This window comes from Micromonospora sp. NPDC007220 (assembly GCF_040634035.1).
GTDB classification, from domain to species: domain Bacteria; phylum Actinomycetota; class Actinomycetes; order Mycobacteriales; family Micromonosporaceae; genus Micromonospora; species Micromonospora reichwaldensis.
This window is the reverse complement of record NZ_JBEYEU010000005.1, coordinates 229,166-255,183: the sequence shown is the minus strand read 5'-3', so window position 1 is coordinate 255,183 and position 26,018 is coordinate 229,166. Positions and strand designations below refer to the sequence as shown.

The 26,018-nt window shown below is 73.9% G+C and carries 20 protein-coding genes and 1 tRNA gene; 15 read left to right on the top strand and 6 right to left on the bottom strand.

Annotated features, from left to right (window positions below; genetic code table 11):
- Window positions 1-116 precede the first annotated feature (116 nt).
- Window positions 117-1,061, bottom strand: coding sequence for a sensor histidine kinase (locus ABZ573_RS13605; RefSeq protein WP_358118227.1), 945 nt, complete (start codon window positions 1,059-1,061; stop codon window positions 117-119).
- 362 nt (window positions 1,062-1,423) lie between these two features.
- On the opposite strand from ABZ573_RS13605, the gene ABZ573_RS13600 reads away from it, so the two are divergent.
- The 3 genes from ABZ573_RS13600 to ABZ573_RS13590 all read left to right on the top strand — a co-directional run bounded on the left by ABZ573_RS13600 (window position 1,424) and on the right by ABZ573_RS13590 (window position 5,208).
- Window positions 1,424-2,551 (top strand): DUF3626 domain-containing protein, encoded by a 1,128-nt coding sequence (locus tag ABZ573_RS13600; protein ID WP_358118225.1) that lies wholly within the window; start codon window positions 1,424-1,426, stop codon window positions 2,549-2,551.
- A gap of 306 nt (window positions 2,552-2,857) precedes the next feature.
- Window positions 2,858-3,565, top strand: a complete 708-nt coding sequence (locus tag ABZ573_RS13595; RefSeq protein ID WP_327028389.1) for a hypothetical protein — start codon at window positions 2,858-2,860, stop codon at window positions 3,563-3,565.
- Window positions 3,566-4,617: 1,052 nt separating this feature from the next.
- Window positions 4,618-5,208 (top strand): hypothetical protein, encoded by a 591-nt coding sequence (locus tag ABZ573_RS13590; RefSeq protein WP_358118223.1) that lies wholly within the window; start codon window positions 4,618-4,620, stop codon window positions 5,206-5,208.
- A 202-nt stretch (window positions 5,209-5,410) separates the two neighbouring features.
- Here the strand turns inward: ABZ573_RS13590 and ABZ573_RS13585 are convergent, their stop codons facing one another.
- Both ABZ573_RS13585 and ABZ573_RS13580 read right to left on the bottom strand, forming a co-directional pair.
- A complete protein-coding gene (locus ABZ573_RS13585; protein ID WP_358118221.1) occupies window positions 5,411-6,835 on the bottom strand; it encodes an MFS transporter in 1,425 nt (474 codons plus the stop codon).
- 85 nt (window positions 6,836-6,920) lie between these two features.
- The gene (locus tag ABZ573_RS13580; RefSeq protein WP_132239717.1) at window positions 6,921-7,157 is read right to left on the bottom strand and encodes a hypothetical protein; all 237 of its coding nucleotides are present in this window, start codon (window positions 7,155-7,157) and stop codon (window positions 6,921-6,923) included.
- Window positions 7,158-7,307: 150 nt separating this feature from the next.
- Here ABZ573_RS13580 and ABZ573_RS13575 point away from each other — a divergent pair, with 150 nt between their 5' ends.
- The 3 genes from ABZ573_RS13575 to ABZ573_RS13565 all read left to right on the top strand — a co-directional run bounded on the left by ABZ573_RS13575 (window position 7,308) and on the right by ABZ573_RS13565 (window position 10,817).
- Entirely contained in the window at window positions 7,308-8,438 is a 1,131-nt protein-coding gene (locus ABZ573_RS13575) for a geranylgeranyl reductase family protein (protein ID WP_358118219.1), read from the top strand.
- A gap of 247 nt (window positions 8,439-8,685) precedes the next feature.
- Entirely contained in the window at window positions 8,686-8,877 is a 192-nt protein-coding gene (locus ABZ573_RS13570; protein WP_358118217.1) for a hypothetical protein, read from the top strand.
- A 263-nt stretch (window positions 8,878-9,140) separates the two neighbouring features.
- Window positions 9,141-10,817 carry an ABC-F family ATP-binding cassette domain-containing protein gene (locus ABZ573_RS13565; RefSeq protein ID WP_358118215.1) on the top strand — a complete coding sequence of 559 codons (1,677 nt, stop codon included), beginning with the start codon at window positions 9,141-9,143 and terminating at the stop codon, window positions 10,815-10,817.
- A 123-nt stretch (window positions 10,818-10,940) separates the two neighbouring features.
- Here the strand turns inward: ABZ573_RS13565 and ABZ573_RS13560 are convergent, their stop codons facing one another.
- Window positions 10,941-12,731 (bottom strand): 5'-nucleotidase C-terminal domain-containing protein, encoded by a 1,791-nt coding sequence (locus tag ABZ573_RS13560; protein WP_358118213.1) that lies wholly within the window; start codon window positions 12,729-12,731, stop codon window positions 10,941-10,943.
- Window positions 12,732-12,943: 212 nt separating this feature from the next.
- Here ABZ573_RS13560 and ABZ573_RS13555 point away from each other — a divergent pair, with 212 nt between their 5' ends.
- On the top strand, window positions 12,944-13,846 hold the full coding sequence (locus ABZ573_RS13555) for an SDR family oxidoreductase (RefSeq protein WP_151456834.1): 903 nt from the start codon (window positions 12,944-12,946) through the stop codon (window positions 13,844-13,846).
- 208 nt (window positions 13,847-14,054) lie between these two features.
- Here the strand turns inward: ABZ573_RS13555 and ABZ573_RS13550 are convergent, their stop codons facing one another.
- Both ABZ573_RS13550 and ABZ573_RS13545 read right to left on the bottom strand, forming a co-directional pair.
- Window positions 14,055-14,714 carry a nucleotidyl transferase AbiEii/AbiGii toxin family protein gene (locus tag ABZ573_RS13550; protein WP_358118211.1) on the bottom strand — a complete coding sequence of 220 codons (660 nt, stop codon included), beginning with the start codon at window positions 14,712-14,714 and terminating at the stop codon, window positions 14,055-14,057.
- Complete coding sequence (locus ABZ573_RS13545) at window positions 14,711-15,052, bottom strand: hypothetical protein (protein WP_358118209.1); 342 nt, start codon at window positions 15,050-15,052, stop codon at window positions 14,711-14,713. Before ABZ573_RS13545 ends, ABZ573_RS13550 begins: the two co-directional genes overlap by 4 nt.
- Before the next feature lie 1,056 nt (window positions 15,053-16,108).
- Here ABZ573_RS13545 and ABZ573_RS13540 point away from each other — a divergent pair.
- The 8 genes from ABZ573_RS13540 (at window position 16,109) to ABZ573_RS13505 (ending at window position 26,017) form a co-directional block, all read left to right on the top strand.
- Window positions 16,109-16,699 carry a hypothetical protein gene (locus ABZ573_RS13540; protein ID WP_358118207.1) on the top strand — a complete coding sequence of 197 codons (591 nt, stop codon included), beginning with the start codon at window positions 16,109-16,111 and terminating at the stop codon, window positions 16,697-16,699.
- A 457-nt stretch (window positions 16,700-17,156) separates the two neighbouring features.
- Window positions 17,157-20,456: a formate dehydrogenase gene (gene fdh, locus ABZ573_RS13535; protein WP_358118205.1), complete on the top strand. Its 3,300-nt coding sequence runs from the start codon at window positions 17,157-17,159 to the stop codon at window positions 20,454-20,456.
- Window positions 20,446-21,561, top strand: a complete 1,116-nt coding sequence (locus ABZ573_RS13530) for a 4Fe-4S dicluster domain-containing protein (RefSeq protein WP_358118203.1) — start codon at window positions 20,446-20,448, stop codon at window positions 21,559-21,561. The genes fdh and ABZ573_RS13530 overlap by 11 nt, the downstream gene beginning before the upstream one ends.
- The gene (gene nrfD, locus ABZ573_RS13525; protein WP_327028379.1) at window positions 21,558-22,547 is read left to right on the top strand and encodes an NrfD/PsrC family molybdoenzyme membrane anchor subunit; all 990 of its coding nucleotides are present in this window, start codon (window positions 21,558-21,560) and stop codon (window positions 22,545-22,547) included. The genes ABZ573_RS13530 and nrfD overlap by 4 nt, the downstream gene beginning before the upstream one ends.
- Window positions 22,548-22,592: 45 nt before the next feature.
- Window positions 22,593-22,688: transfer RNA gene (locus tag ABZ573_RS13520), tRNA-Sec, on the top strand.
- Window positions 22,689-22,707: 19 nt separating this feature from the next.
- Window positions 22,708-24,012, top strand: a complete 1,305-nt coding sequence (gene selA / locus ABZ573_RS13515; protein ID WP_151454635.1) for an L-seryl-tRNA(Sec) selenium transferase — start codon at window positions 22,708-22,710, stop codon at window positions 24,010-24,012.
- A gap of 3 nt (window positions 24,013-24,015) precedes the next feature.
- The gene (gene selB / locus ABZ573_RS13510) at window positions 24,016-25,779 is read left to right on the top strand and encodes a selenocysteine-specific translation elongation factor (protein WP_358118201.1); all 1,764 of its coding nucleotides are present in this window, start codon (window positions 24,016-24,018) and stop codon (window positions 25,777-25,779) included.
- Between the two features lie 40 nt (window positions 25,780-25,819).
- Window positions 25,820-26,017, top strand: a complete 198-nt coding sequence (locus tag ABZ573_RS13505) for a hypothetical protein (protein ID WP_089000292.1) — start codon at window positions 25,820-25,822, stop codon at window positions 26,015-26,017.
- Window position 26,018: the final 1 nt, after the last annotated feature.

The following is a 26,018-nucleotide window of genomic DNA, read 5'->3' as shown; positions in this document are numbered from 1 at the left end:
CGGTCCCGGCAGCCGCTCAGCGACTGTCCGGGGCCGCTTCGCGTCCGGCGCCGCCGCGTGCGGTCACGCCGGCGCTCTCCCGGCCGCCGTCCGAGGTGACGGCGTCGAGCGCAAGGTCACGCCGGGTGCCGCACGTACATCCGGACGGTCGTCCCGGCGGCGGTGGTGTGCACGCGGACCAGATCGCATAGCGCCTGCACGATCACCAGCCCCCGGCCGCCGATGCCGTTCGCGGCCGGGGTCAGCCGCCCGGCCAGCGGGTCGGCCAGCCAACCGTCGTCGCGGATCTCGCAGACCAGGTGCTCGGCGGTACGCCACACGCGCAGCACACCGGTGCCACCGGCGTGCGCGACGCTGTTCGTCGCCAGCTCGGTCACCGCGATCTGCAGATCGGCCAGCCGGTCCTCGTCCAGCCCCACGGCCGCGCCGTGCCCGGCCACGAACCGGCGCACCGCGGACAGCGTGTCGACCTCGTAGACCAGCGCCGAAACGGGCTCCGTCGGGCTCGGCAGGGGCTTGTTGTAGCGGGCGACCACGTCCGCCGGGGCGTACCGGGCACTCGGCCGTCGCCCGGCGTCGTCGACGAGGATGGGGTGCGTGGCGTACGCGTCGGCCAGCACGTCGGCGTCGAGCCCAACGGTGTCGTACGGGCAGAGGATGGTCGCCTCGCGGCCGGCGAACGCCATGTTGATCAGCGCCTCGTGCTGGGCGCACGCCGGATACTCCGTGTCGCTGCGCCCGGCCCAGATCGGCTCGCCGATGATCCGTGCGCGGCGGCCGGCGTGCTGCTCGATGAACGCCTGCAACACCCAGGGGATGATCCGTCCCGGGTTCCGGCCGGCCTCCGACATGTCCGCCCAGCGCACCGCGTCCGTGGGGCCGACGGCGGCGCGGACCAGCCGCAGGTTCGCGCCGGGCATCGCGACCAGCACCGGCTCCCCGGCGGCGAGACCGTCGGTGATGAACGGCACCGTGCCCGCGAGCAGACCGTCCCGATCGTGGTAGAAGAGCCCCTCGTGTACGAAGGCGCCCGCCGCCTGCGCGTGCCGCGCCCCGGTCACGCCGGCTGTCCCAGGGCGGTGGCGAACCCGGTCTCGCGTAGCCGCCGGTGGTGGCGGCACCGCGCGACCATCCGGTGGGGCACCTGCTCGACCACCGCACCACCAGTCATTCGTCGCCTTCCGCTTCGGGCCCCACTGTAATCGCCGGTCCCGGTGCCGGCCCACCGGGTGAAACGACGCCGCCCATCCGGCCCGGCACGGGCCGGGCACCGCCCGCCCACGGCCGTGACCAGGGGTCACCATCGCTCGTCTGGTGGCGACCTCCGGGTGGCCCTGGAGGGTGGACGACAGCCGCGACGCCTCGCCCTCCGGAACCGAAAACGGGGTGCGTCCCGGCCCGCTGATAAGGGAGATTCGTCGCCGTGCGACCCACCACCGAACCGGCCGCCACGCACGCGGCGCCGGCACTCACCCCCGCCCAACGCGCCGCCCTCGCGCACGTACGCGAGACGGCGCTGCGCGAGCGTCCCGCCGCCCTGGCCGCCATCGCCCGGGCGCTCGCCGGCTCGGGTGTCGCACACGGGCCGGAGCACCTGATCGCGGCGGTCGGCGCGAACGGGCGGCTCACCCTGAACTTCCACCCGGACCGGCTGCTCGCCGACGGGCGTACGGTCGCCGACGCCCTCACCGCCGAGGGCGTCTACCGCAGCCAGTTCGAGACCGGCATCTCCAACGGCGGCCTGACGGCCTTCCCCGGCGGCGACCGGGACCGCTGGGAGGAGACGCTCTTCGGCGGCGCCTACCAGACGGCCGGCGTACGCCCCGCCGACCGGCCGAAGTACGGCGGCCTGAACCTGCTCGACCATCCGGACGGCGCGTGCCCCCGGTTCGGCTCCTGCCACCTGCGGCTGCGTCCGCAGGTGCTGGCGCGGGCCACGTTCTGCTTCGGCGACAGCCACCTCGGGCCCCGCGACCTGGGCACCGTGGACGTCTTCGAACCGGTGCTGGCGGCCCTGCTGGCCGCGACCGACGGCACCGGGGTCAGCCTCGGCGTGCCGGGCGACGTGGTGACCCTGACCCGGGCGCTGCTGCGCCGGCGCGAGGACGCCGCGTGGGCCCCCGGCGCGGCGGGCCGCGCGCTCGACGACTACATCGAGGCGCAGGTCCACGGCGAGCTGAGCCTCGCCCGGGACGTCGCGGCGATGGTCGTCGACCCGTCCTTCCGGGGCACCGAGACCGGGGCGACGCTCGCCGCGCTCGCCCGGCGGCACGGCTTCGCCCTGCGCTGGCACGCCGGGTTCGCGCTGCCCGTCGACCGGATCGACGCGGAGTTCCGGGGACCGGCCATCCCGCCGCTGGCCGCCCGGGTGCACGCCGAGTTCGCCCGCCCGGGCGAACTCATCGACGCCGCCCTGATCGGCCGCGCGGCGGTCTCGGTGGTCACGGAACCGTCCCACTGGGCCGACCGCGGGCCGACGGAGGTCACCCTCCAACACCTCAAGCAGCTCTGGCACGTCCTCGTGCGCTTCGGCGCCCCCCGCGCCACCTAGGACGACCGGCCCCCAGATCCTGCGCGCCTGTCGTCGGGTGAGCCGCCGCCTCGACCGGGTGGATCGTCCCGGCCGTCCGGTTGCGCCGCGAGCCTCCGGGACATCACCGTCCGTGCCTGCCTGTCACGAGTGTCGAGTGACCCGGATCACAGCCGACCGGCACCCGCTCATATCCGGAATGACCGACAGGGTCGGGCTGGTTGTGTCCCCCGTACCGCCGGAACCGAAACCCCGTCCGGCGCGGAAGTTTCCCCCGAAGGAGTGCTCATCCAGGGAGCGCTTCGCCTGACCGAAAGGGCAACCATCGTGAAGTACGACTTCACTCGATGGCTCCCGGCCATCGCGAAGGACTCGAAGGACTCGAACCGCAGGATCGCGCTGAGCGTGGTGGGTGTCGCCGCTCTCGGCGGCCTGGCCCTCGGGCCGACGGCCGTGGCCGCCCCGGTCACCACCGCACCCCACGAGGGCGCCGTGGCGGCCATTGAGCAGGCCACCGGCAAGGGCAGGCCGGGCGCGGCCGACGAGTCGGCCCTGACCACGGGCGGTACCACCACCAAGCCGTCCGCCGATAAGCCCAGCCGCGAGGAGCTGGTCCCGCACGGCGTGCAGGGCGCCCAGTCGCGCATCCCGCTCGACGACGCGCAGCTCGCCAACGCCAGGGCCATCATCGAGGAGGCCAAGGAGACCGGCGTGGGGGAGCGGGGCGCCGTCATCGGGATCGCCACCTCGCTGCAGGAGTCGAAGCTCTACAACCTCGGCCACCTGGGCGCGTACAACGACCATGACTCGCAGGGCCTGTTCCAGCAGCGTCCGTCGTCGGGTTGGGGTTCGCCCGACCAGATCACCGACCCCGAGTACGCCTCGCAGGCGTTCTTCAGCGCGCTCAAGAACGTGGGCGGCTGGCAGGACCTGCCGCTGACCTCCGCCGCGCAGACGGTGCAGGTCTCGGCCTACCCCTTCGCGTACGCGCAGTGGGAGGAGCAGGCGGCGGACGTCGTCTCCCAGCTCTGGTGACACCCGCGTGACACCGGCCGGCCCTCGCCTCGGGGGCCGGCCGGTCGCGTCCATGCCGACGACGCCCGCATCTGAACCGCTGTCCGGCCGCAGCCGGCGCAGCATCTCGTCGTGATGGATCAGCCGGGCCCTGTCGAGCTGCCCCGTTCACGAGACCACCTCCCAGCCCCCTGGCTCGCGCCGCCGTCCGAGGTCACCGGTGGAACACCACGGGTGTCACCGGTGCCGGGAGACACCCATGGTGTTCCACCGGTGGTATTCGTGGGCGTCCCTGCTCTTGAATACGTCCGCTGCGCCTCGGCCGGCCAGTCGCCGATCTTGGAAGCAACAGGCCCCGCCAGGGGCCCGTATCTGCCAAGGTCTCCCGCAGCCGCCGATGAGGGGTCCCCGCGCGTGGCGTCCGACCCGCCGGAGAGCCGCCGATGAGGCGTCCGCGCACGGCGTCCGGTTCAGGCCCCGGCGTCCCGGATGGGCTTCGTTGCAGGCTGCGTGCCCGTCGGCACGTTTGCTGCGGCCCCGGTCTGTGGTCGTCGGGGTCGCCCAGTGATGAGATGTCCGGTTCGGGGGTGTGACCGGGGGCATCGTGGGGGCGGAATCGTGGCGGGGGCGGGGTCGTTACACCCTGCGTACGACCGAGCAAGACCCACGCCGCCGAGGTCACGCCGCCCGACAGATGGCGGGCCCGGGCCCCGGAATGATGGCGGGCCGGCGGTGGTTACACATGGTCCGGCCGAGGTGAGGGCGTCCCCCGCCCCGCACGACAGCCCGGCCCCGCACGACAGCCCGGCCCCGCACGACAGCCCGGCCCCGCACGACAGCCCGGCCCGCACAGGGTTGGACATTCGGCCGGCACGGCCGATCTGATCTTTCGTCTGGTCTTTCCTTCGGCTTGATCGCTTGATCGTCGGAGATTCTCTCCAGGTTTCGCTGGAGATCCCCCTTGAGTTTCGTATGAGCCCCGTGAGTTCGTATGAGCGCCGGACGGTGCTTGCACCCGCGTGAAGCCGATCCCCCTTCGGTGTGGGTGCCAACCCCCGAATGGAGCGTTTCTGATGAACACGATCATTCGTAAGAGCGTTCTTGGTGTTGCTGGTCTCGCGTTCGCCGGTGGCGTGTTCGCCGGTCCCGCGACCGCGCAGGCGGTCCCGTCGGTGGAGTCGACGCCGGTGGCAGTCGTGCAGGCCGACAAGCCGTCGGTCGACAAGGGCAAGCTGATCCCGCACGGTGTGCAGGGCGCCCAGTCGCACGTTGACCTGTCCGATGAGCAGGTCGCCAACGTCAAGGCGATCATCGCGGCGACGAAGAAGGCCGGCATGGACGAGCGCGCCGCGGTGGTGTCGATCGCGACGGCGTTGCAGGAGTCGAAGTTGGAGAACCTGGGTCATCTGGGTGACCGCAACGACCATGACTCGCAGGGCCTGTTCCAGCAGCGTCCGTCCTCGGGTTGGGGCACGGTGGAGCAGATCACCGATCCGGAGTACTCGACGATGGCGTTTCTGAAGGGTCTGAAGCAGGTCGACGGGTGGCAGGACATGCCGCTGACGAAGGCCGCGCAGACGGTGCAGGTGTCGGCGTACCCGGACCATTACGCCCAGTGGGAGCAGCAGGCCGCTGACCTGGTGGCCGAGCACTGGAACAGCTGACAGCAGTAGCCGAATCGCCGCTGGCCGGCACCCCAACCGGGGTGCCGGCCAGACGCATGTCGGGCCACGATGACCGGTGGCAGAGCAGGGCGAGCGCGGCGACCTGGCGTCCCACCGGCGGGTGCTGGCCGGGGGCGTCGGCCGTCGTGGCGGCTGGCCCAGGCATGGCTCGACGCCCGGCTGGAACTGCTGGAGACCGTAGTCACCGGCGGTGGCCGAAGGCGACGTCGACCAGGGCCGCCACCAGCGCGAGTGCGATCACCCCGGCGGCCAGCAGCAGCGAGTGCCGGAACGCGAGCGAGAAGTCCCCGCCGCTGGCGGCCAGCGAGGAGAAGAAGACCGAGCCGACGGCGGCGATCCCGGCGGCGGACCCGATCCGCTGGCCGGTCTGGAGCATGCCGGCCCCGCTGCCCGCCTGCCGCACCGGTACCTGGGACAGGGTCAGCGTCTGGTTCGGCGCGATCACCAGACCGCTGCCGAGCCCGGCCACCAGCAGGGGGGCCGCGGTCAGCCACGGCACGGCGGCGCCCCTCGGGGCCAGGTTCAGCACGACGACCACCGCGACGAGTCCCACCACCACGGTGAGCAGCCCGACCGCGACCAGGGGACGCCCGAAGCGGTTGACGATCCGGCCGCCGAGCGCGGACGCTGCGGCCGAGCCCAGCGCGAACGGGGTGATGGCCAGACCGGCGACCAGTGCGCTGTAGCCGAGGCCGTTCTGCAGGTAGAGCGTGAAGATGAAGAAGATCGCCGTGAACCCGCCGAAGTAGAGCAGCGCGATGAGCGATCCCAGGGCGTACGACCGGAAGCCGAACAGCCCCAGGTCGAACAGCGGTTCCTGGCGGCGGCCGTACCACCGTTCCCACGCCCCGAAGACGGCCAGGGCGAGCAGCCCCGTCGGAACGAGCAGCCACTTCGCCGGGCTCCGCCATTCCTGCTGCACCAGCGGCAACAGCACGGCCAGCACTCCCACGCCGAGCAGCAGCACCCCGACGGGGTCCAGCCGCCGGTGGTCGCGTGGGCCGGCGGGTCGGCCGGGGAGCAGCCGCCAGCCGAGGACCACCGCGAGGATGCCGACGGGCACGTTGACGAAGAACACCCACCGCCAGCCGTGCGCCTCGCCGCCGACGGCGATCAGCAGGCCGCCGAGCAGCGGGCCGACGGCCGTGGAGATGCCGATGGTGGCGCCGAGCAGCCCGAACGGGCGACCCCGCTCCGGCCCCTGGAAGAGCTCCTGGATGAGCCCGGTGACCTGCGGGTTCACCACCCCGGCGGCGGCGCCCTGGATCAGCCGGGCCGCGATCAGCCACCCGGGCGAGGCGGCCAGCCCGGCCAGCGCGCTGGCCAGGGTGAACAGGGCGATCCCGAAGACGAACGCGTTTCGCCGGCCGCGTGCGTCGCCGAAGCGGCCGGCGGAGACCAGCACCAGCCCGAACGTCAGGGCGTACCCGGAGAGCACCCACTGCAGGTCGCTGGGGGAGGCCCCGAGGGCGCGGTCGATGGACGGGACGGCGACGTTGACGATGCTCACGTCGAGCAGCGTCATGAAGGCGGCGACCAGCCCGACCCCGAGGGCCTGCCAGCGGCGCCGGTCGTCCGGCGGCGCGGTCGTGTCGGCCGGGCTCATCGTGCCTCCCGTGGACCAGTGATCGGGCATCGTCGAGCGCTACCCCGGTCCCCGGGAGGCGAACCATCGCGAGGTGCTCGGGGGCTCACGCCATCTGGCGGGCGCAGAACCGGGGACCGAAGTCCAGCCCGGCCATTGGCGAGTCCTCCCGGTGCAACAGGTTCTTCTCGGTGAGCTGGTGCAGCGGCGCCCGCAGCTGCTCCTCAGTGAGACCGGCCTCCTCGGCGATCAGGTCCGGGTACGGCACCTGTCCCCGGGCCTCCAGCGCCGCGACCGCGTCGTACACCCGCTCCTCGACATCCGACAGTTGCACCTGCCGCATGGCCTTTCCTCCTTCGCCTGTCCCGCCCCTGCGCGGGCGGTTACGCCGCTGCGGTTACCCGGTGGACGGGCGAAGATGCCCACCCGATCGGGCGGTGCCGGTGGCCGCGCCGTCGGCGCCGCGGGCTGCGGTTTGCCCTAGGCTGCACCAGTGATCGTCTGGGATCTCGCCGTCGTCGGCGCCGGCCCCGCCGGGCTCTCCGCCGCCCACGCCGCCGCCCGAGCGGGCGTGCGCACACTGGTGGTGGAGCGCGCCGCGCACCCGCGTTACAAGACCTGCGGGGGCGGTCTGATCGGCACCTCGCTCGCGGCCGTGGCCGACCGGATCGAGGTGCCCGCGCACGACCGGGTCGACCGGGTGACGTTCACCCGGGACGGGCGTCGCCGGTTCACTCGCCGCCATCCCGCCGGGCCGCTGGTGAGCATGGTGCGCCGGGAGGAGTTCGACGACCGGCTGCGGGCGGCCGCGGTCGCCGCCGGTGCCGAGGTGCGCGAGCGCGTCGCGGTCCGCGCGGTCGAGCAGGACCCCGACGTCGTACGCCTCAGGCTGGCCGACGGGGACACGGTCCACGCGCGGGCGGTGGTCGGGGCGGACGGCTCCTCGGGAGTGACTGCCCGGCACGTGGGGGTCACCCACCGGCAGGTGGACCTGGGGCTGGAGCTGGAGCTGCCCGTGCCGCCGGAGGAGCAGGCCCGCTGGCGGGGCCGCCTCCTGCTGGACTGGGGTCCGCTGCCCGGCTCGTACGCATGGGTCTTCCCGAAGGGCGACCGGCTGACGGTCGGGGTGATCGCCGCCCGGGGCGAGGGGGAGCGGACCAGGGCCTACCTGCGCGGGTTCGTGGACCGGCTGGGCCTGTCCGGGGTGGAGCCGGCGCACGACTCCGGCCACCTGACCCGCTGCCGGGCCGAGGACTCGCCCCTGCGTCGGGGCCGGGTGCTGGTCGCGGGCGACGCTGCGGGGCTGCTGGAGCCGTGGAGCCGGGAGGGGATCAGCTACGCGCTGCGTTCCGGCGAACTGGCCGGCGCGGCGGTCGCCGCCGGTGACCTGGCGGGTTACGACCGCGGGGTCACCCGGGACCTGGTGCCGTCGATGCGCGCCGGGCACCGGCTGCTCGACGTGTTCGCCCGGCGGCCGGGGGTCTTCCACACGCTGTTGGCCACGCCGCCTGGCTGGCGGATGTTCGTGCGGTTCTGCCAGGGCCGGGCGAGCTTCGACGAGACGTTGCGTCGTGCCCCGGTCCGGGCGGCGCTGGCGCTGCTGGACCGGCCGCCGAGCGGCTGAACCCGGCTGCGGAGGCCCCCACGTCCTGGCCGCGCACGTCCTGGCCGCGCACGTCCTGGCCGCACCTTCTGGCGCGCAGGCCTGGGCGCACGTCGTCGGCGCGCGCCTGGCCCGCACGCCGATCGGGCTCGCCGACGTGCCGCACGGGCACCCCGACCCTCGCCTTTCACCCAGGATCCTAGGATGCCTTAGCGGTGGTGTCCGACGTCACCACCGCACGCAATGATGACGTCGAGGGAGGGAAGTCATGGCAGAAGACCGCTCCGGACCGTCGTTCACCGACGAGGAGTACTGCTTCCTGCGGCACGTGCGCTTCGGCGAGCTGCCGCCCGCGGTCCGCCCCGAGGAGCGGACGGCGCTGACCGAGACCGATCCGCGGCGGGACCAGCCGGATCCGGGCGACGAGCGCGACCGGTGGGACCTGCGGCACGGGGCCTGAAGCCCTGCCCGGGAACGGGGGCACAGCTCGATCACCGTTCCTGCCGGTTCTTCGTACGGCCCGCCCGACGGAGCGAAATCCAGACGAGCGGGAGCGCCCGCGCTGCTAGCCTGGTCGCCATGGCACGAGGTATCTGGTCGCAGAAGATCCGCTCCGCCCGCTGACGGCGGCGCCTGCTCTCTGCTGATCCGCGCTCGCCGTCCCGGTTCCCGCCGGGCGGCCGCTTGCTGCTGCCCGGCTCCACCACGAGCTGCGGAGCACCCTTGAACCTCACCCCGACCACCGAAACCCTGTCCCTGCCCGTCGCGGCGGGCGGCGCCGCGCACGTCCGCGCCAACGGCGTCGCCGTCGTCCGCGGCTCCCGACGGGTCCTCGCCGACGTGTCGGTGACTGTCTCCGCCCGGTCCCGGATCGCCGTCGTCGGCGAGAACGGCCGCGGCAAGACGACGCTGCTGCACGTTCTCGCCGGCCTCATCCCGCCCGACGAGGGCACCGTGCACCGGGCGGGCACGATCGGCCTGGCCCGACAGGAGCTGTCCGCGCGTGACGGTGAGACCGTCGGCACCCTGACGTCCGAGGCGCTGGCCGCGTCGTTGGCGGCCCTCGCCGCGCTGGACGAGGCGTCGCTCGCCGTGGCCGCGGGCGATCCCGGCGCCGGGGACCGCTATGCCGTCGCGCTGGAGGCCGCCACGGGGCTCGACGCGTGGGACGCCGAGCGCCGCATCGATGTCGCCCTGGAGGCCCTGGGTGCGTGCACGGACCGCGACCGCGCGTTGTCGGAGCTCTCCGTCGGGCAGCGCTACCGGGTACGGCTGGCGTGCCTGCTCGGCGCGCGGCACGACGTGCTGCTGCTCGACGAGCCGACCAACCACCTCGACGCCGACGGGCTGGACTTCCTGACCCGCAGGCTGCGCGAGCACGACGGCGGACTCGCCGTCGTCAGCCACGACCGGGCGCTGCTGCGCGACGTCGCGGACCGGTTCCTCGACCTCGACCCGACGCGCGACGGGACGCCGCGCCTGTACGCCGGCGGCTACGACGCCTGGCAGGACGCCCGGCGCCGCGAACGTGAGTCCTGGGAGCAGGACTACGAGGAGCAGCAGGCCGAGCACCAGCGGCTGCAGAACGCGGTGTCCAGGGCCCGCGACCGGCTTTCCACCGGCTGGCGGCCCGACAAGGGGACCGGTAAGCACCAGCGTCAGTCCCGCGCGCCGGGCGTCGTGCAGGCTCTGCACCGGCAGCAGGACGCCCTCCAGGCGCACCGGATCGACGTGCCGGAGCCGCCGCCGACCCTGCGGTGGCCCGACCTGAGCGTCCGGCGGGGTGCGCCACAGTTGCGGGCGTACGGCGTCGCCGTCGACGGGCGCCTGGCCGACCCGGTCGACCTCACCCTCGACGGCGGCGACCGGCTGCTGATCACCGGGGCGAACGGTGCCGGGAAGTCCACGCTGCTCGCGGTGCTGGCCGGCGCGCTCCAGCCGACGGACGGACGCGTGTGGACGGCGAAGGAGGCACGGATCGCCCTGATCGACCAGGAGACCGCCGCGCACGACCCCGGCCGCACCGCCCGCGAGGTCCACGCCCGTCACGTGGGGCGGCTGGTGGCCCGCGGGGCGCTCCGCGACGCCGAGGCCGTCCCGCTCGGGGCGCTCGGGCTGCTCGACTCCGATGCGATGCGCACCCCGGTCGGGCGGATGTCGCAGGGGCAGCAGCGGCGCCTCGACCTGGCGTTGGCGCTGGCCGGGCGGCCCGGGCTGATCCTGCTCGACGAGCCGACCAACCACCTGTCGTCGGCGCTGGTCGACGAGCTGACCGAGGCGATCCGTGACACGAGCGCCGCCGTCGTGGTCGCCACGCACGACCGGCAGTTGCTGCGGGACCTCGCCGACTGGCCGCGCCTGGAGATCGGAGGTCGCGTCACGGGTCGCGAACGACGCTGACCCGGCTCGCGGCGCCGGCCCGGCCCGGTGTCACGTCGCGTACGTGGCACCGGGCCGGTCGTGCCGCCGGGCGCCGGACGGGCCGCAGGCGATCAGCCCACGGCCCGTCCGGTGGTGCGGGGATCAGAAGACGGGCACGCCCTCGCGCACCAGCCGCCAGTTCGGCTGGTAAAAGTCCGCCGGGTCGATGGTGCCCTTGGCCTGCGCCCAGTCGATCAGCAGCTGCCGGATCTCCTGCTGCTCGTTGTAGACCTGGGTCTTCACGATGCCGGGGAAGTTGCCGCCGCCGCTGCGCCGGTAGTTGTTGACCGCCACCACGAACTGCGCGTTGTCCGCCACCGGCGTGTCGGTGCCGGGCAGCACCAGGCGGGTGACGCGTTGCCCCACCGGCTTGGAGATGTCGATGTCGTAGTCCAGGCCGGAGAAGACGTCGTAGTTGTAGTCCGGCACGGCCGGGTCGCTGATCGTCGCCGGGTCGACCGGGGCGCTGGGGGCGAGGGTCCGGAAGTACTTCGCCGAGTACTCCAGGTAGGCGCGCACCTCGGCGCCGCTGAGCACGACCGCCTCGAGGGTGTTGTCGAAGACGTACAGCCCGGCCACGTCGCGGATCTTCACGTCGCCGGCGGGGAAGACCGCGGTCCGGCTGAACGGTGCCGCGATCGACAGCACGGGCAGGTCCGCGTACGCCGTGCCGGCCAGCGCCTCACCGACGACCTGGGTCTGCACGTGGTTGATGAAGTCCAGGATGGGGGTGTCCCTGTAGCGGCTCTCCGCCGCCGACAGCTCCACCGTGGAGCGGGCCACGACCTGGTTGACGTACGCGACGGTCTTCTGGTGCTGCGCCCGTACGGCGGCGAGGACCTTCGGGTCCTCGACCACGGTGTTGGTGTTCAGCAGGGCGGCGGACTTCTTGGTGATCTTCCAGCGGCCCCGATCGCGGGCCAGGGTGAAGTCCATCCGGCTCAGCCGCTGGCCCCACTTCGACGGCTCGGTGAGCAGCACCTGCTCGCCGGTCCGCTCGTTGGCCACGAACTTCTCGGCGACCTCGGCGTGGGCGTGGCCGAACAGGATCGCGTCGATGCCGGGGACCTGCTGGGCGATCAGCGCCGTCGGGTTCTCGATCGGCAGCTCCGGGCCGTAGCTGGAGGTGCCGCTGTCGCCGCCGTGGGCGGAGATCAGCACGATGTCGGCGCCGCGCGCCCGCATGATCGGCACGTACTTCGCGGCGGTGGCGATCATGTCGTCGAACCGCAGCTTGCCCTCGACGTTGGCCCGGTCCCAGATCGCGCTGCCCGGGTTGGTCAGGCCGAGGATGCCGACGCGCAGCGGCGGTGCGGCGAAGCCGACGTCGACCTTCTTGATGACGTACGGCAGGAAGGCCGGCTTGCCGGTGGCGACGTTGACGGCGTTGGCGGCCAGCGCCGGGAAGCCCAGCTGCGAGATCCACTTCGCCAGCAGCGGCAGGCCGTAGTTGAACTCGTGGTTGCCCAGCGTCACGGCGTCGTAGCCGAGCACGTTCATGGCGTTGGCCATCGGGTGCGTCGCACCGGTGGTGGTGATCGGCTCCTGCTTGGCGTAGAAGGTGGCCAGCGGGGTGCCCTGGATGGTGTCGCCGGCGTCGAGCACCAGCGTCGCCTTGCCGCGCCGCTCGGCGCGGATCTGCTTGACGAGGGCGGCCAGCTTGGCGACGCCCACGTCGTTGTGCTTGCTGTCGTCGTACTCGGCGTCGGAGTAGTAGTCCCAGTTGTAGACGTTGCCGTGGGTGTCCGACGTGCCGAGGATCGTCAGATCCCAGGTCCGCGACCGGGCCGGGCCGGCCGCCTGGGCGGGGGCGGCGGCGATCAGCGGGACGCTCGCCGCCGCGGCCGCGGCGGCGAGCACCGTCCGACGCGACGGGCCGGAGGGAGAGGTCATGAGGTGCCCTTCCATGGGGGTTCGGGACGCCCGGTGAGCGCCGAGCGCACCATAAACGAGCGGCGGTCACTCCTGCCACAGCCGCCCGAGGTGTTTCATCACACCGGCGCGCAGGGGCATGGTCATGTAACACGGCGACGGCCGTTTCCGCTTGCCGCCGCAGGGTAGGGCGTGGGAGACCCCAGACCCGACCGGTGCGCGAGGAGACGTCGGTGAGCGAGGACCAGCACACCCAGCAGGACCCCACCAGCCAGTACGGCCAGCAGGAGGGACAACCGAAGCAGCAGCAGACGCCACCCGGCTCGACGGAGGAGATGACCCCGAAACCGGACCACGGCGAGGAGTCGTACCGCGGCAGCGGCAAGCTCGACGGCCGGCGGGCGTTGATCACCGGTGGCGACTCCGGCATCGGCCGCGCGATCGCCATCGCGTACGCCCGGGAGGGCGCCGACGTGCTCATCTCCTACCTCAGCGAGGAGGAGGACGCCGACGCCCGGGAGACCGTCCGGCTGGTCGAGGAGGCCGGCCGCAAGGGCATCGCGGTGCGCGGCGACATCACGGACGAGGGGCACTGCCAGCAGTTGGTCGAACGGGCCCTGCACGACCTCGGCGGGATCGACATCCTGGTCAACAACGCGGCCTACCAGATGGCACAGGACAAGGGCATCCTCGGCATCAGCGGCGAGCAGTTCGACCGGGTGCTGAAGACGAACCTGTACGCGATGTTCTGGCTCTGCCGGGCGGCCGTGCCGCACATGCCCGAGGGCTCGGCGATCATCAACACCTCGTCGATCCAGGCGTTCGACCCCTCGCCGCAGCTGCTGGACTACGCCACCACCAAGGCGGGGATCGCCAACTTCACCAAGGCGCTCGCCGCCGACCTGGCCGAGCGGGGGATCCGGGTGAACGCGGTGGCGCCGGGCCCGATCTGGACGCCGCTGATCCCGGCGACGATGCCGAACGAGAAGGTCGAGAAGTTCGGCCAGGACACCCCGGAGGGACGCCCCGGCCAGCCGGCCGAGCTGGCCCCCGCGTACGTCTTCTTCGCCTCCCAGGAATCCAGCTACGTCACCGGCGAGATCCTCGGCGTAACGGGCGGCCGCCCCACGAAGTAACCCCACCCTCGCTGCCCCGCCCCTCGCTGCCCCGCCCCTCGCTGCCCCGCCCCTCGCCGCCCCGCGCCCTCGCTGGCCCGCGTCGATCATGCAGTTGTGGTGCCCCGCAAAAGGGAAGGATCAGTACTTCCCGCCCACCAGAAGTGCGTGATCGGCGCGAGAGGTGCGGGGTGCGGGGCGCGCGAAGAGACGGGGGGCGGGTGGGTGGTCAGCGGGGCCAGGGGGCCAGGCGGGTACGGACCTGGGCGACGGCGGCGGGGTCCAGGCCGTAGCGGGCGAACCGGCGGTCGGGCAGCCGGTCCAGGTAGCGGCCGGCGGCCCGGACGTCGTCCTCGTCCAGGGCCGGGTCCAGCTGGCGGGCCAGTTCCAGCAACTCCGCCACGTCGTGGTGCTCCAGGGCCGCCGCGACGTCGATGTAGTCCCGGACCTCCCGCCGGTTGACCAGGGCGGCGGTCTTGTTCGCCATCAGGTCCCGTACGTCCATCACCGGGCCGAGGTCCATCACCACCGGGCTCCGGTGCCGGTCGAGGCGGGCCAGGCTGAGCCGGATGAGCCGCCCGTCCCGGCTCACCACGAAGTCCCTCAGGTCCCGGTCGAAGCCGTCGAACAGCTCGGCCAGCTCGCTGTCGGGGTCGGCGTCGGTCACCTCGAACCCCGCTCGCTCCAGTGCCGTGCGTACCCCGTCCGCCGCCGCGGCGGCGGCCCCCTCCACGTCCGCGAACAGGTCCACGTCCTCCGTCGGGCGGGTCACCAGCCCGTGTGCGGCCCAGGCCACCCCGCCGCCGAGCACGAACCGGTACGGCCCGGCGGCGGACAGGGCCACCCGGGCCACCTCGCGGTAGAACTCGTGCGGATGGGGCGTGCTCACGCCGTACGCAGCCCCCGGTGCCGGCTCTCCCACGCCTGGCGTACGCCCCGGGGCAGGTTGAGCAGTCGCCACACCCGGCGCAACGCGCGCCCGTTGATGAGCAGCCGGAGATCCTCCGCGCGGGTGGTCTCGCGCAGCACGTTCTCGTACATCCAGAGCAGTTCGTCCGGATCGCCCAGGTCGAAGGTGCGGTCGGAGTTCCACATCAGCCGCACCGGCAACTCCACCACGCCACGGGTGGGGCCGGTCAGCTCTGTGAGGGTGCGGGCCACCACGGTGGGCCGGCCCGGACGGGCCAGGTGGGCCGCGCGGGTCGGAGCGGGGGAGAGGGCCTGCATGGTGTCAGGGTAACCCCAGGTCGGGCCGCTGGGGATCGCGGTTTCGCCGGTGTCGTGGCTGGCGGGGCGTGGTCGGGATGGTTTTTCGTGCTCCTGGCCGGCGGTGAGCGCGGGTCGCCGGGGCTGGGTTCTGCATTCTCGGCGTGGTGGTTACTGCCAGTGTCGGATGGTTTCGTGGGGTGCGGTGCGTCGTGGCGGGCCACACCCCGTCGGTGCTACTTCTCGCGTCCGTCCGCCGGGCTGCTGCCGGAGATCTTGGCAAGAAACGGCCCCTCCAGGGGCACTCTCGTACCAAGATCTCCACCGGCGCCTCGTGACCCCGGTGACCAGGGTCTGCCGGCGCCCCGGGTGACCCCGGTGACCAGGGTGAGCCGGATCATCCGGGTCCACTCGGATGCGCCGGATGAGTCGAGTGCGCCCCTTGTTGAGCCAGGTGAGCACGGTTGAGCTTGGTGCGCCGGGTGCGCCCGGCGCGCCGGCTGAGTCAAGGTGAGCCGGGTGAGTAGGGAGTCGGTGACCCGTGGACCCGGGTGTGACCGGGTGTCCGGTTTTGTGGTGGCTGGCCGGGGCGGGTTGAGCCGGTGAGTCGTCGGTGGGTGGCGTGATGGTGCCGGGTGTGCGGTTTGTGGGTGTGACCGGGGGCATCGTGGGGGCGGAATCGTGGCCGGGGTGGGGTCGTTACACCCTGCGTACGACCGAGCAAGACCCACGCCGCCGAGGTCACGCCGCCCCGATGGGATGGCGGGCCCGGCGCCCCGGAATGATGGCGGGCCGGCGGTGGTTACACATGGTCCGGCCGACGTGAGGGCGTCCCCCGCCCCGCACGACAGCCCGGCCCCGCTCTTCGGCCCGCACGGGTCGGACATGCGGCCGGCACGGCCGATCTGATCTTTCGTCTGGTCTTTCCTCCGGCTTGATCGCTTGATCGTCGGAGATTCTCTCCAGGTTTCGCCGGAGCCCCCTTGAGTTTCGTATGAGCGCCGACGGTGCTTGCACCCGCGTGAAGCCGATCCCCCTTCGGCGTGTGGGTGCCAACCCCCGAATGGAGCGTTTCTGATGAACACGATCATTCGTAAGAGCGTTCTCGGTGTTGCTGGTCTCGCGTTCGCCGGTGGCGTGTTCGCCGGTCCCGCGACCGCGCAGGCGGTCCCGTCGGTGGAGTCGACGCCGGTGGCAGTCGTGCAGGCCGACAAGCCGTCGGTCGACAAGGCCAAGCTGATCCCGCACGGCGTGCAGGGCGCCCAGTCGCACGTCGACCTGTCCGACGAGCAGGTCGCCAACGTCAAGGCCATCATCGCGGCCACGAAGAAGGCCGGCATGGACGAGCGGGCCGCCGTGGTCTCCATCGCCACCGCCCTGCAGGAGTCGAAGCTGGAGAACCTGGGTCATCTGGGTGACCGCAACGACCACGACTCGCAGGGCCTGTTCCAGCAGCGCCCCTCCAGCGGGTGGGGCACGATCGAGCAGATCACCGACCCCGAGTACTCCACCACCGCGTTCCTGAAGGGCCTCAAGCAGGTCGACGGATGGCAGGACATGCCCCTGACCAAGGCCGCCCAGACCGTGCAGGTGTCGGCGTACCCCGACCACTACGCCCAGTGGGAGCAGCAGGCCGCCGACCTCGTCACCGAGCACTGGAACAGCTGACACATAGACTTTCCACCACAAGGGGGATCGCTGGCTGGCACCCGAACACGGGGTGCCGGCCAGCGGCACATCCACCGCCGGTGGAACATCGCAGCCCGCCGGCTGGTTGAATGAGGTGTCGGTGTGTCCAGTGTCCCCGGGCCTCACCTAAATTGCCTTCGCGGAATACCGTCCGGCTGGAGCCGCGTCGCGCCACTCGCCGAGAGGCGACCTGCACACCGACACCGGCGCCGCCCCCGAGCCTCCGGGCCCGGGGGCGGCGCTGTCTTCGCCGGCCCCGCAGCCGACATCGAGCGGACCGCCGCCGGGACACCGGTCGCGTACGGCCATGGGCGACGCCGTGGGAAGCGGGCGGTGACCGTCGGGGTGGTGATCCCGCGGCACGGGTCGCGGTCCCGGACGGCCTGGCCTATGTTCATGGTGGCTGTGTCGGACGGGCCGGGAGGGGGTGTCGCGCGTGGGCCTGCGGACTTTCATCCAGGGCTGGCCGGTGTACCGGCAGCTCACCGGGACCGACCCGCTGGGCCGGGGCGCCGCGGCGCAGTCGGGCCGCTCGGCGGAGCTGACCGCCCGCACCGAGACCGCCGACAGCGTGGCGCGGTCGGTCTGTCCCTACTGCGCGGTCGGCTGCGGCCAGCGCGTCTTCGTCACCGACGGAGCGGTCACCCAGATCGAGGGCGACCCGGACAGCCCGATCTCCCGGGGGCGGCTGTGCCCGAAGGGGTCGGCCAGCAAGAGCCTCGTCACCAGCCCCCTGCGGCAGACGAAGGTTCGCTACCGGCGGCCATACGCCACCGAGTGGGAGGATCTGGAGCTCGACGTCGCGCTCGACATGATCGCCGACCGGATCCTCGCCGCGCGGGCGGAGACCTGGGAGGACGTCGACGCGCAGGGCCGGCCGCTCAACCGCACGCTGGGCATCTCCAGTCTGGGTGGGGCGACGCTGGACAACGAGGAAAATTACCTCATCAAGAAGCTTTTCACGGCGATGGGGGCGCTCCAGATCGAGAACCAGGCGCGCATTTGACACTCCGCCACCGTCCCCGGTCTGGGGGCCAGCTTCGGTCGCGGCGGCGCGACGGACTTCCAGCAGGACGTCGCCAACGCTGACGTCATCGTCATCCAGGGCTCGAACATGGCCGAGGCCCATCCGGTGGGCTTCCAGTGGGTGATGGAGGCCAAGCGGCGCGGCGCCAAGGTGTTCCACGTCGATCCGCGGTTCACCCGCACCAGCGCGGTGGCTGACACGTACCTGCCGATCCGCGCGGGCTCCGACATCGCGCTGCTCGGTGGCGTGGTGCGCCACATCCTGGAGAACGGGCTGGACTTCCGGGAGTACGTGCTGGCCTACACCAACGCCGCGACGATCGTCAGCGAGCGCTTCGTCGACACCGAGGACGGCGACGGCTTCTTCTCGGGGTTCGATCCGGAGACGGGCAGCTACGTGCAGGACTCCTGGCAGTACGCGGGCCACGAGTCCGACTCCGGCAGCGGGCACACCGCGAAGGAGCGGGACACCGCCGCCGGGCTGCGCCACGAGTCGCACGGCGCCGACGTGGGCGGGCAGGTGGAGCGGGACGAGACGTTGCAGCACCCGCGCTGCGTCTACCAGATCCTCAGGCGGCACTTCGCCCGCTACACCCCGGAGATGGTGGAGCGGGTCTGCGGCATCCCGCGCGAGAAGTTCCTGGAGTTGGCCGAGGCGTGGACGGCCAACTCGGGCCGGGAGCGCACCGGCGTGCTGATCTACTCGGTGGGGTGGACGCAGCACAGCGTCGGCGTGCAGTACATCCGTACCGGCGCGATCATCCAGCTGTTGCTGGGCAACATGGGCCGCCCCGGCGGGGGCATCCTGGCCCTGCGCGGGCACGCCAGCATCCAGGGCTCCACCGACATCCCGACGCTGTTCAACCTGCTCCCCGGCTATCTGCCGATGCCGCACCACGCCGACCACCCCACCTTCGACGAGTGGGTGGACAGCATCCGGCACCCGGGTCAGAAGGGCTTCTGGGGCAACGCCCGCGCCTACGCGGCGAGCCTGCTCAAGGCGTACTGGGGCGACGCGGCGACGCCGGAGAACGACTTCTGCTACGGGTACATGCCCCGGATGACCGGCGACCACGGGACGTACCAGCAGGTGCTGAACATGATCGACGGGAAGGTGCGGGGCTACTTCCTGCTCGGCCAGAATCCGGCGGTCGGCTCGGCGCACGGCCGGGCGCAGCGCCTCGGCATGGCGAACCTGGACTGGCTGGTGGTCCGCGACCTCTTCATGATCGAGAGCGCCACGTTCTGGCGCAACAGCCCCGAGGTCGCCACCGGCGAGATCGTGCCGGAGCAGTGCAAGACGGAGGTGTTCTTCCTGCCGGCCGCCTCGCACGTGGAGAAGGAGGGCACCTTTACCCAGACCCAGCGGCTGCTGCAGTGGCGGGAGAAGGCCGTCGACCCGCCGGGCGACGCCCGCTCCGAGCTGTGGTTCTTCTACCACCTCGGGCGCCGGCTGCGGGAGAAGCTGGCCGGCTCCGACCTGCCGCGCGACCGGGCGCTGCTCGACTTGGCCTGGGACTATCCCACGCACGGCCCGCACGCCGAGCCGAACGCCGAGACGGTGCTGCGCGAGATCAACGGGTACGAGGTGGCGACCGGCCGCCCGCTGTCCGCGTTCGCCGAGGCCCGCGACGACGGTTCCACCGCCGTGGGCTGCTGGATCTACTCCGGGGTGTACGCCGACGGCGTCAACCAGGCGGCGCGGCGCCGGTCCCGCCACGAGCAGGACTGGGTGGCCGCCGAGTGGGGCTGGGCGTGGCCGGCGAACCGGCGCACCCTCTACAACCGGGCCTCGGCGGACCCGCAGGGCCGGCCGTGGAGCGAGCGCAAGCGCTACGTGTGGTGGGACCCGGACGCCGGGGAGTGGACCGGCTACGACGTGCCGGACTTCGAGCGGACCAAGCCGCCGACGTACCGGCCGCCGGAGGGCGCGTCCGGCCCGGAGGGGATCGCCGGCGACGACCCGTTCGTCATGCAGGGCGACGGCAAGGGCTGGCTGTACGCGCCCAGCGGCGTGCTGGACGGCCCGCTGCCGACGCACTACGAGCCGGCCGAGTCGCCGGTGCGCAACCCGTTCTACCGGCAGCAGGCCAACCCCACCCGCAAGGTGTACGCGCACCCGGTGAACTCGGTGAACCCGAGCCCGCCGCAGGAGCACAGCCAGGTCTTCCCGTACGTGTTCACGGTCAGCCGGCTCACCGAGCACCACACGGCGGGCGGGATGAGCCGTACGGTGCGGCCCCTGGCGGAGCTGCAACCGGAGATGTTCGTCGAGGTGTCCCCGGAGTTGGCCGCGGAGGTGGGCCTGGCGCACCTGGGCTGGGCGCACCTGGTCAGCGGGCGGGCGGTCATCGAGGCGAAGGTGCTGGTCACCGACCGGCTCAGCCCGCTGCGCGTGGACGGCCGGGTGATCCACCAGGTGTGGCTGCCGTACCACTTCGGGTTCGAGGGCCTGGTGACGGGCGACTCGGCCAACGACCTGTTCGGGATCACCCTGGACCCGAACGTGCTGATCCAGGAGAGCAAGATCGGTACCTGTGACGTACGGCCCGGTCGGCGGCCCACCGGCCCGGCCCTGCTGGACCTGGTGGCCGACTACCAGCGGCGGGCGGGCATCGTCCCCGGCCAGCCGGCACCGACGCTCACCCCGGGGGCGCTCGCCCCGCCGGAGCCCGCCGACGGCGCCGGGGAGGGCACCGATGCTTCCTGACCCGCACAGCCTGTCCGGGCCGCTGGACCCGGCTCCGGAGGCCGGCTGGACCGACGCCCCGCCCCGGATGGGCTTCTTCACCGACACGAGCGTCTGCATCGGCTGCAAGGCGTGCGAGGTGGCGTGCAAGGAGTGGAACGACGTCCCCGGCTCGGGGCTGGACCTGCTCGGCATGTCGTACGACAACACCGGCGCGCTGACCGCGAACTCGTGGCGGCACGTCGCGTTCGTCGAGCAGCCCCGCCCGGCGGGGCACCGCAGCCCGCCGTTCGCCGGCACGCCGACGGGCGGCTCGGTCAGCGCCTCGTCGGCGGCCGTGGCCGCCGGCGTCGGCAACCCGACCGGCACCGAGCCGGGGGTGCCGCCGGGCGCGGCGGACGCGGCCGCGCGGATGGCCACCGGCACTGGGGCCGGCCCGGGGACCGACGCCGGCGCGACCAGCACCGGCACGAGCACGGGCCCCGCCGGCGGGCCGGAGTTCCTGGGGATGCCCGGGGCGCAGCCGCCGGGGCGCGCGGGGGGCGCGGAGGGGCGCACCGACTTCCGCTGGCTGATGATGTCCGACGTCTGCAAGCACTGCACCCACGCGGCCTGCCTCGACGTCTGCCCCACCGGCTCGCTGTTCCGCACCGAGTTCGGCACGGTGGTGGTGCAGGAGGACATCTGCAACGGCTGCGGCTACTGCATCTCCGCCTGCCCCTACGGCGTCATCGACCAGCGCAAGGGCGACGGCCGGGCGTGGAAGTGCACGCTGTGCTACGACCGGATCGGCGCGGGCAACACTCCGGCCTGCGCCCAGGCGTGCCCGACCGAGTCCATCCAGTACGGCCCCCTCGACGAGCTGCGGGAGCGGGCCGCGGCCCGGGTGGCGACGCTGCACGAGCGGGGCGTGCCCGAGGCGCGGCTCTACGGGCACGACCCGGGCGACGGGGTCGGCGGTGACGGCGCGTTCTTCCTGCTGCTCGACGAGCCCGAGGTGTACGGGCTGCCGCCGGACCCGGTGGTCGCCACCCGGGACCTGCCGAAGATGTGGAAGCGCGCCGGCCTGGCCGCGCTGGCGATGGCGGCGGCGGCCGTGGCCGCGTTCGTGGGAGGTTCCTCATGAGTCCGGAGCGCGGTGGGCGCAGGCGGCGCGGCGGCGAGGAGCTGAGGGTCCCGGAGGCCGAGTTCACCTCCTACTACGGCCGGCCGATCCTCAAGGCGCCGGTCTGGAAGTGGGACATCGCCGCGTACCTGTTCACCGGCGGGCTGGCGGCCGGTTCGTCGCTGCTCGCGGCGGGCGGGCAGCTCACCGGCCGTCCCGCGCTGCGCCGCGCCGGCCGGGTCGCCTCGCTGGCGGCGGTCACCGCCAGCACCGTCTTCCTGATCAAGGACCTGGGGCGGCCCGCCCGCTTCCACCACATGCTCCGGGTGGCCAAGCCCACCTCGCCCATGTCCGTGGGCACCTGGATCCTCGGCGCCTTCGGCCCGGCCGCCGGGCTCGCGGCGGTCGCCGAGGGCGCGGCATGGCTGCCCGGGCGCGGCCTGCCGGGGCTCGTCCGCCGGGCGCTGCCGCCGGTCGGGCACGCCGCCGGGCTGGCCGCCGCGGCGACCGCGCCGGCGCTGGCGACGTACACGGGGGTGCTGCTGGCCGACACGGCCGTGCCGTCGTGGCACGAGGCGTACCCGGAACTGCCGGTCATCTTCGCGGGCAGCGCCCTGGCCAGCGGCGCCGGCGTCGGGCTGATCGCCGCGCCCTGCGCGCAGGCCGGGCCCGCCCGGCGGATGGCGGTGGCGGGCGCGGCCCTGGAGCTGTACGGCGCGCACCGGGTGGAGACCCGCCTCGGGCTGCTCAGCGAGCCCTACCGCACCGGCCGGCCCGGTCGCCTGCTGCGCGCCGGACGGGCCCTGACGGCGGTCGGGGTGGCCGGCGCGTTGCTGGGTCGGCGCAGCCGGACGCTCTCCGCGCTGTCCGGGGTGGCGCTGCTGGGCGCCTCGGTGGCGACCCGGTTCGGCATCTTCGAGGGCGGCGTGGCCTCGGCGAAGGATCCGAAGTACACGGTGGTGCCGCAGCGGGAGCGCCTCGAGCGGCGGCGCGCCGCCGAGGGCTGACGCCCTCCCGCGCACGCCCGCCGGGCCTGTGGTTCACTGCTGCGTGGAGGCGTTCAGGCGGCTGGTGCCCCTCCCGGTCTTCAAAACCGGTGTGGTCCGGGATCCGGGCCAGGCGGGTTCGATTCCCGTCCGTCTCCGCCATGCTGCGGAAGTGGGGATCATGGGGGACGTCGCGGCCGATCCGCGCCGGCGGGTGCCGCGCACCGACGCGCTGCTCGCCGACCCCCGGCTGGCCGCCGCGGCGGGCACCCTGGGTCGGGAGCGGGTCAAGGCCGCCGTCCACCGCGCCCAGGAGCGCGCCCGCCGGGGCGAGATCACCCCCGAGGCGGTACGCGACGCCGCGCTGGCCGCCCTGCCGGCGCCGGCGCCCCGGGCGGTGCTCAACGCCACCGGCGTGGTGCTGCACACCAACCTGGGTCGCGCCGCGCTGTCGCCCGCCGCCGTCGCGGCGGTCGCCGCCGCCGCCGGGCACACCGACGTCGAGTTGGACCTGCGCACCGGGCGGCGGGCCCGGCGCGGACGCGACGCCCTCGACGCCCTCGCGGCGGCGGTGCCCGACGCGGGCGCGGTGCACGTGGTCAACAACGGTGCCGCCGCGCTGGTGCTCGTCGCGACCGCGCTGGCCGCCGACGCCGAGATCGTCGTCAGCCGGGGCGAGCTGGTGGAGATCGGCGACGGGTTCCGCCTGCCCGACCTGCTGGAGAGCACCGGCGCCCGGCTGCGCGAGGTCGGCACCACCAACCGCAGCACGCTGGACGACTACGCCGCCGCCATCGGTCCCCGGACCGGCTTCGTGCTCAAGGTGCACCCGTCGAACTTCCAGGTCACCGGCTTCACCTCCGCGGTGCCCGTACGGGCGCTGGCCACCCTCGGCGTCCCCGTGGTCGCCGACATCGGCTCCGGGCTGCTGGCGCCCGATCCGCTGCTGCCCGCCGAGCCGGACGCCGCCAGCACCCTGCGGGCCGGGGCGGCGCTGGTCACCGCCAGCGGCGACAAGCTGCTCGGCGGGCCGCAGGCCGGGCTGCTGCTCGGTGCCGCCGACCTGGTCGAACGGCTGCGCCGGCATCCCCTCGCCCGGGCGTTGCGGGTCGACAAGCTGACCCTCGCCGCGCTCGCCGCCACCCTTGCCGATCCGGCGACCCCCACCCGGGCCGCGCTGCACGCCGACCCGGGCGCGTTGCGGGCGCGCACCGAGCGGCTGTGCGCCGCGCTCGCCGCCGACGGGTGCGAAGCACGGGTGGTGCCCGCCGGGGCGGTCGTCGGCGGCGGTGGCGCCCCCGGCGTCGAGCTGCCCTCCTGGGCGCTCGCCCTGCCCGAGCGGTACGCGTCTCCGCTGCGCCTCGGCGACCCGCCGGTGCTGGGCCGGGTGGTACGCGGGCGGCTGCTGCTGGACCTGCGCTGCGTGCCCGCCGACGCCGACGCGGCGCTGCGCGCCGCCGTGCTGCGCGTGCCCGGGGAGGGCTGAGGCGTGTTCGTGGTGGCCACCGCCGGGCACGTCGACCACGGCAAGTCGACACTGGTCCGGGCGCTGACCGGGATGGAACCCGACCGGTGGGCCGAGGAACGCCGCCGGGGCATGACCATCGACCTCGGCTTCGCCTGGAGCACCCTGCCCTCGGGCGCGACGGTGGCGTTCGTCGACGTGCCGGGGCACGAGCGGTTCGTGCCGAACATGCTCGCCGGCGTCGGCCCGGTGCCCGCCGCGCTGGTCGTCGTCGCCGCCGACGAGGGCTGGATGCCGCAGTCGGCCGAGCACCTGGCGGCACTGGACGCGCTCGGGGTGGCGTACGGCCTGCTGGTGGTGACCCGCGCGGACCTGGCGGATCCGGGGCCGGCGACGACCCGGGCCCGGGCGGAGCTGGCCGCCACCTCCCTCGGCGCGGTGGACGCGGTGGCGGTGAGCGCGGTGACCGGCGCCGGGCTGCCGCAGCTGCGCGCGGCGCTGGACCGGCTCGCCGCCCGGCTGCCCGCCCCGCGGGCCGACGCCCCGGTGCGGCTGTGGGTGGACCGCGCCTTCACCGTCCGCGGCGCCGGCACGGTGGTGACCGGCACGCTCGGCGCCGGTCGGCTCCGGGTGGGCGACGAGCTGGAGCTGGCCGGCAGCGCGGAGACGGTGCGGGTACGCGGCCTGCACTCCCTCGGCGTGGCCCGGCCCGAGGTCGCCCCGGTCGCCCGGGTGGCGGTGAACCTGCGCGGCACGCCCCGGGACCGCCTGGGGCGCGGCGACGCGCTGCTCACCCCCGGCCGGTTCCACCGCACGGACCTGCTGGACGTGCGGCTGGCCGGCGACCCGGCCGGGGAGCTGCCGGCCACCCTGACCCTGCACATCGGCGCGGCGGCGGTGCCGGCCCGGGTCCGGCCGCTCGGCCCGGACACGGCCCGGCTGCGGCTGGCCCGGCCGCTGCCGCTGCTGGTCGGGGACCGGGCGCTGCTGCGCGACCCGGGCCGGCACCACGTCGCGGGCGGGGTGACCGTGCTGGACGTGGCTCCGCCGCCGCTGACCCGTCGGGGCGCGGCCGTCGCCCGCGCGGCGGTGCTGGCGACGGTGGACGGCCGCCCCGAGCTGGCCGGCGAGCTGCGCCGGCGGCGGCTGGCCCGGGCCGCCGACCTGATCCGCATGGGCGTCGAGGCCACCGGCCGGCCGGTCGCCGGCGACTGGCTGGCCGACCCGGAGCACTGGCGGGGCCTCGGCACCCGGCTGGTCGAGGAGGTCGCCCGGCACGCCCGGGAGCACCCGCTGGAGGCGGGCGCGCCGGTCGAGCTGCTGCGCCAGCGCCTGGACCTGCCCGAGCGGGCGCTGGTCGAGGCGCTGGTCCGGCCGCCGCTGCGGCTGCGCGCCGGCCGGGTCACCGCGTCGGCGGTCGACGCGCTGCCAGAACCGGTGGCCCGGGCCGTGGCCCGGGTCCGCGCCGAGTACGCCGACCGCCCGTTCCGCGCCCCCGAGGCCGAGCACCTCGCCGACCTGGGGCTGGGTCCCCGGGAGATCGGCGCGGCCGTACGCGCGGGGGCGCTGCTGCGCCTCGCCGAGAACGTGGTGCTGCTGCCCGGCGCGGCCGACGACGCCGTGCGGGTGCTGGCCGGGCTGCCCCAGCCGTTCACGCTCAGCGCCGCGCGGCGGGCGCTGGACACCACCCGCCGGGTCGCGGTGCCGCTGCTGGAGCTGCTGGACCGTCGCGGCGCCACCCGCCGGCTGCCCGACGACGCGCGGGTCGTGGTGACGGCCCGGTCCTGAAGCCGCCCCGGCGGGGTCGGCGGTCGCCTAGCGTGGCGCCATGGACCCTTCCGCGGTCTGGCGGGACAGGCAGCACAAGTGGCGGATCGAGGCGTACCGGGCGCCGGACCTGCGTTTCGCGATCTTCGCCACCAACGGCACCACCGAGTCCGCGCCGCTGTGGCTGTTCGGGATGTCGGCGCTGGCCCGGTGGCTGATGACGCACAAGATCTCCCTCGACGACCTGGAGGTCGACTGAC

Coding starts and splice junctions, on each gene's coding strand:
- ABZ573_RS13545 (WP_358118209.1), bottom strand. CDS start 15,052: ATGCAGGCCCTCTCCCCCGCTCCGACCCGCGCGGCCCACCTGGCCCGT.
- ABZ573_RS13560 (WP_358118213.1), bottom strand. CDS start 12,731: ATGACCTCTCCCTCCGGCCCGTCGCGTCGGACGGTGCTCGCCGCCGCG.
- ABZ573_RS13580 (WP_132239717.1), bottom strand. CDS start 7,157: ATGCGGCAGGTGCAACTGTCGGATGTCGAGGAGCGGGTGTACGACGCG.
- ABZ573_RS13530 (WP_358118203.1), top strand. CDS start 20,446: ATGCTTCCTGACCCGCACAGCCTGTCCGGGCCGCTGGACCCGGCTCCG.
- ABZ573_RS13570 (WP_358118217.1), top strand. CDS start 8,686: ATGGCAGAAGACCGCTCCGGACCGTCGTTCACCGACGAGGAGTACTGC.
- nrfD (WP_327028379.1), top strand. CDS start 21,558: ATGAGTCCGGAGCGCGGTGGGCGCAGGCGGCGCGGCGGCGAGGAGCTG.
- selA (WP_151454635.1), top strand. CDS start 22,708: ATGGGGGACGTCGCGGCCGATCCGCGCCGGCGGGTGCCGCGCACCGAC.
- ABZ573_RS13585 (WP_358118221.1), bottom strand. CDS start 6,835: ATGAGCCCGGCCGACACGACCGCGCCGCCGGACGACCGGCGCCGCTGG.
- ABZ573_RS13540 (WP_358118207.1), top strand. CDS start 16,109: ATGAACACGATCATTCGTAAGAGCGTTCTCGGTGTTGCTGGTCTCGCG.
- ABZ573_RS13590 (WP_358118223.1), top strand. CDS start 4,618: ATGAACACGATCATTCGTAAGAGCGTTCTTGGTGTTGCTGGTCTCGCG.
- ABZ573_RS13505 (WP_089000292.1), top strand. CDS start 25,820: ATGGACCCTTCCGCGGTCTGGCGGGACAGGCAGCACAAGTGGCGGATC.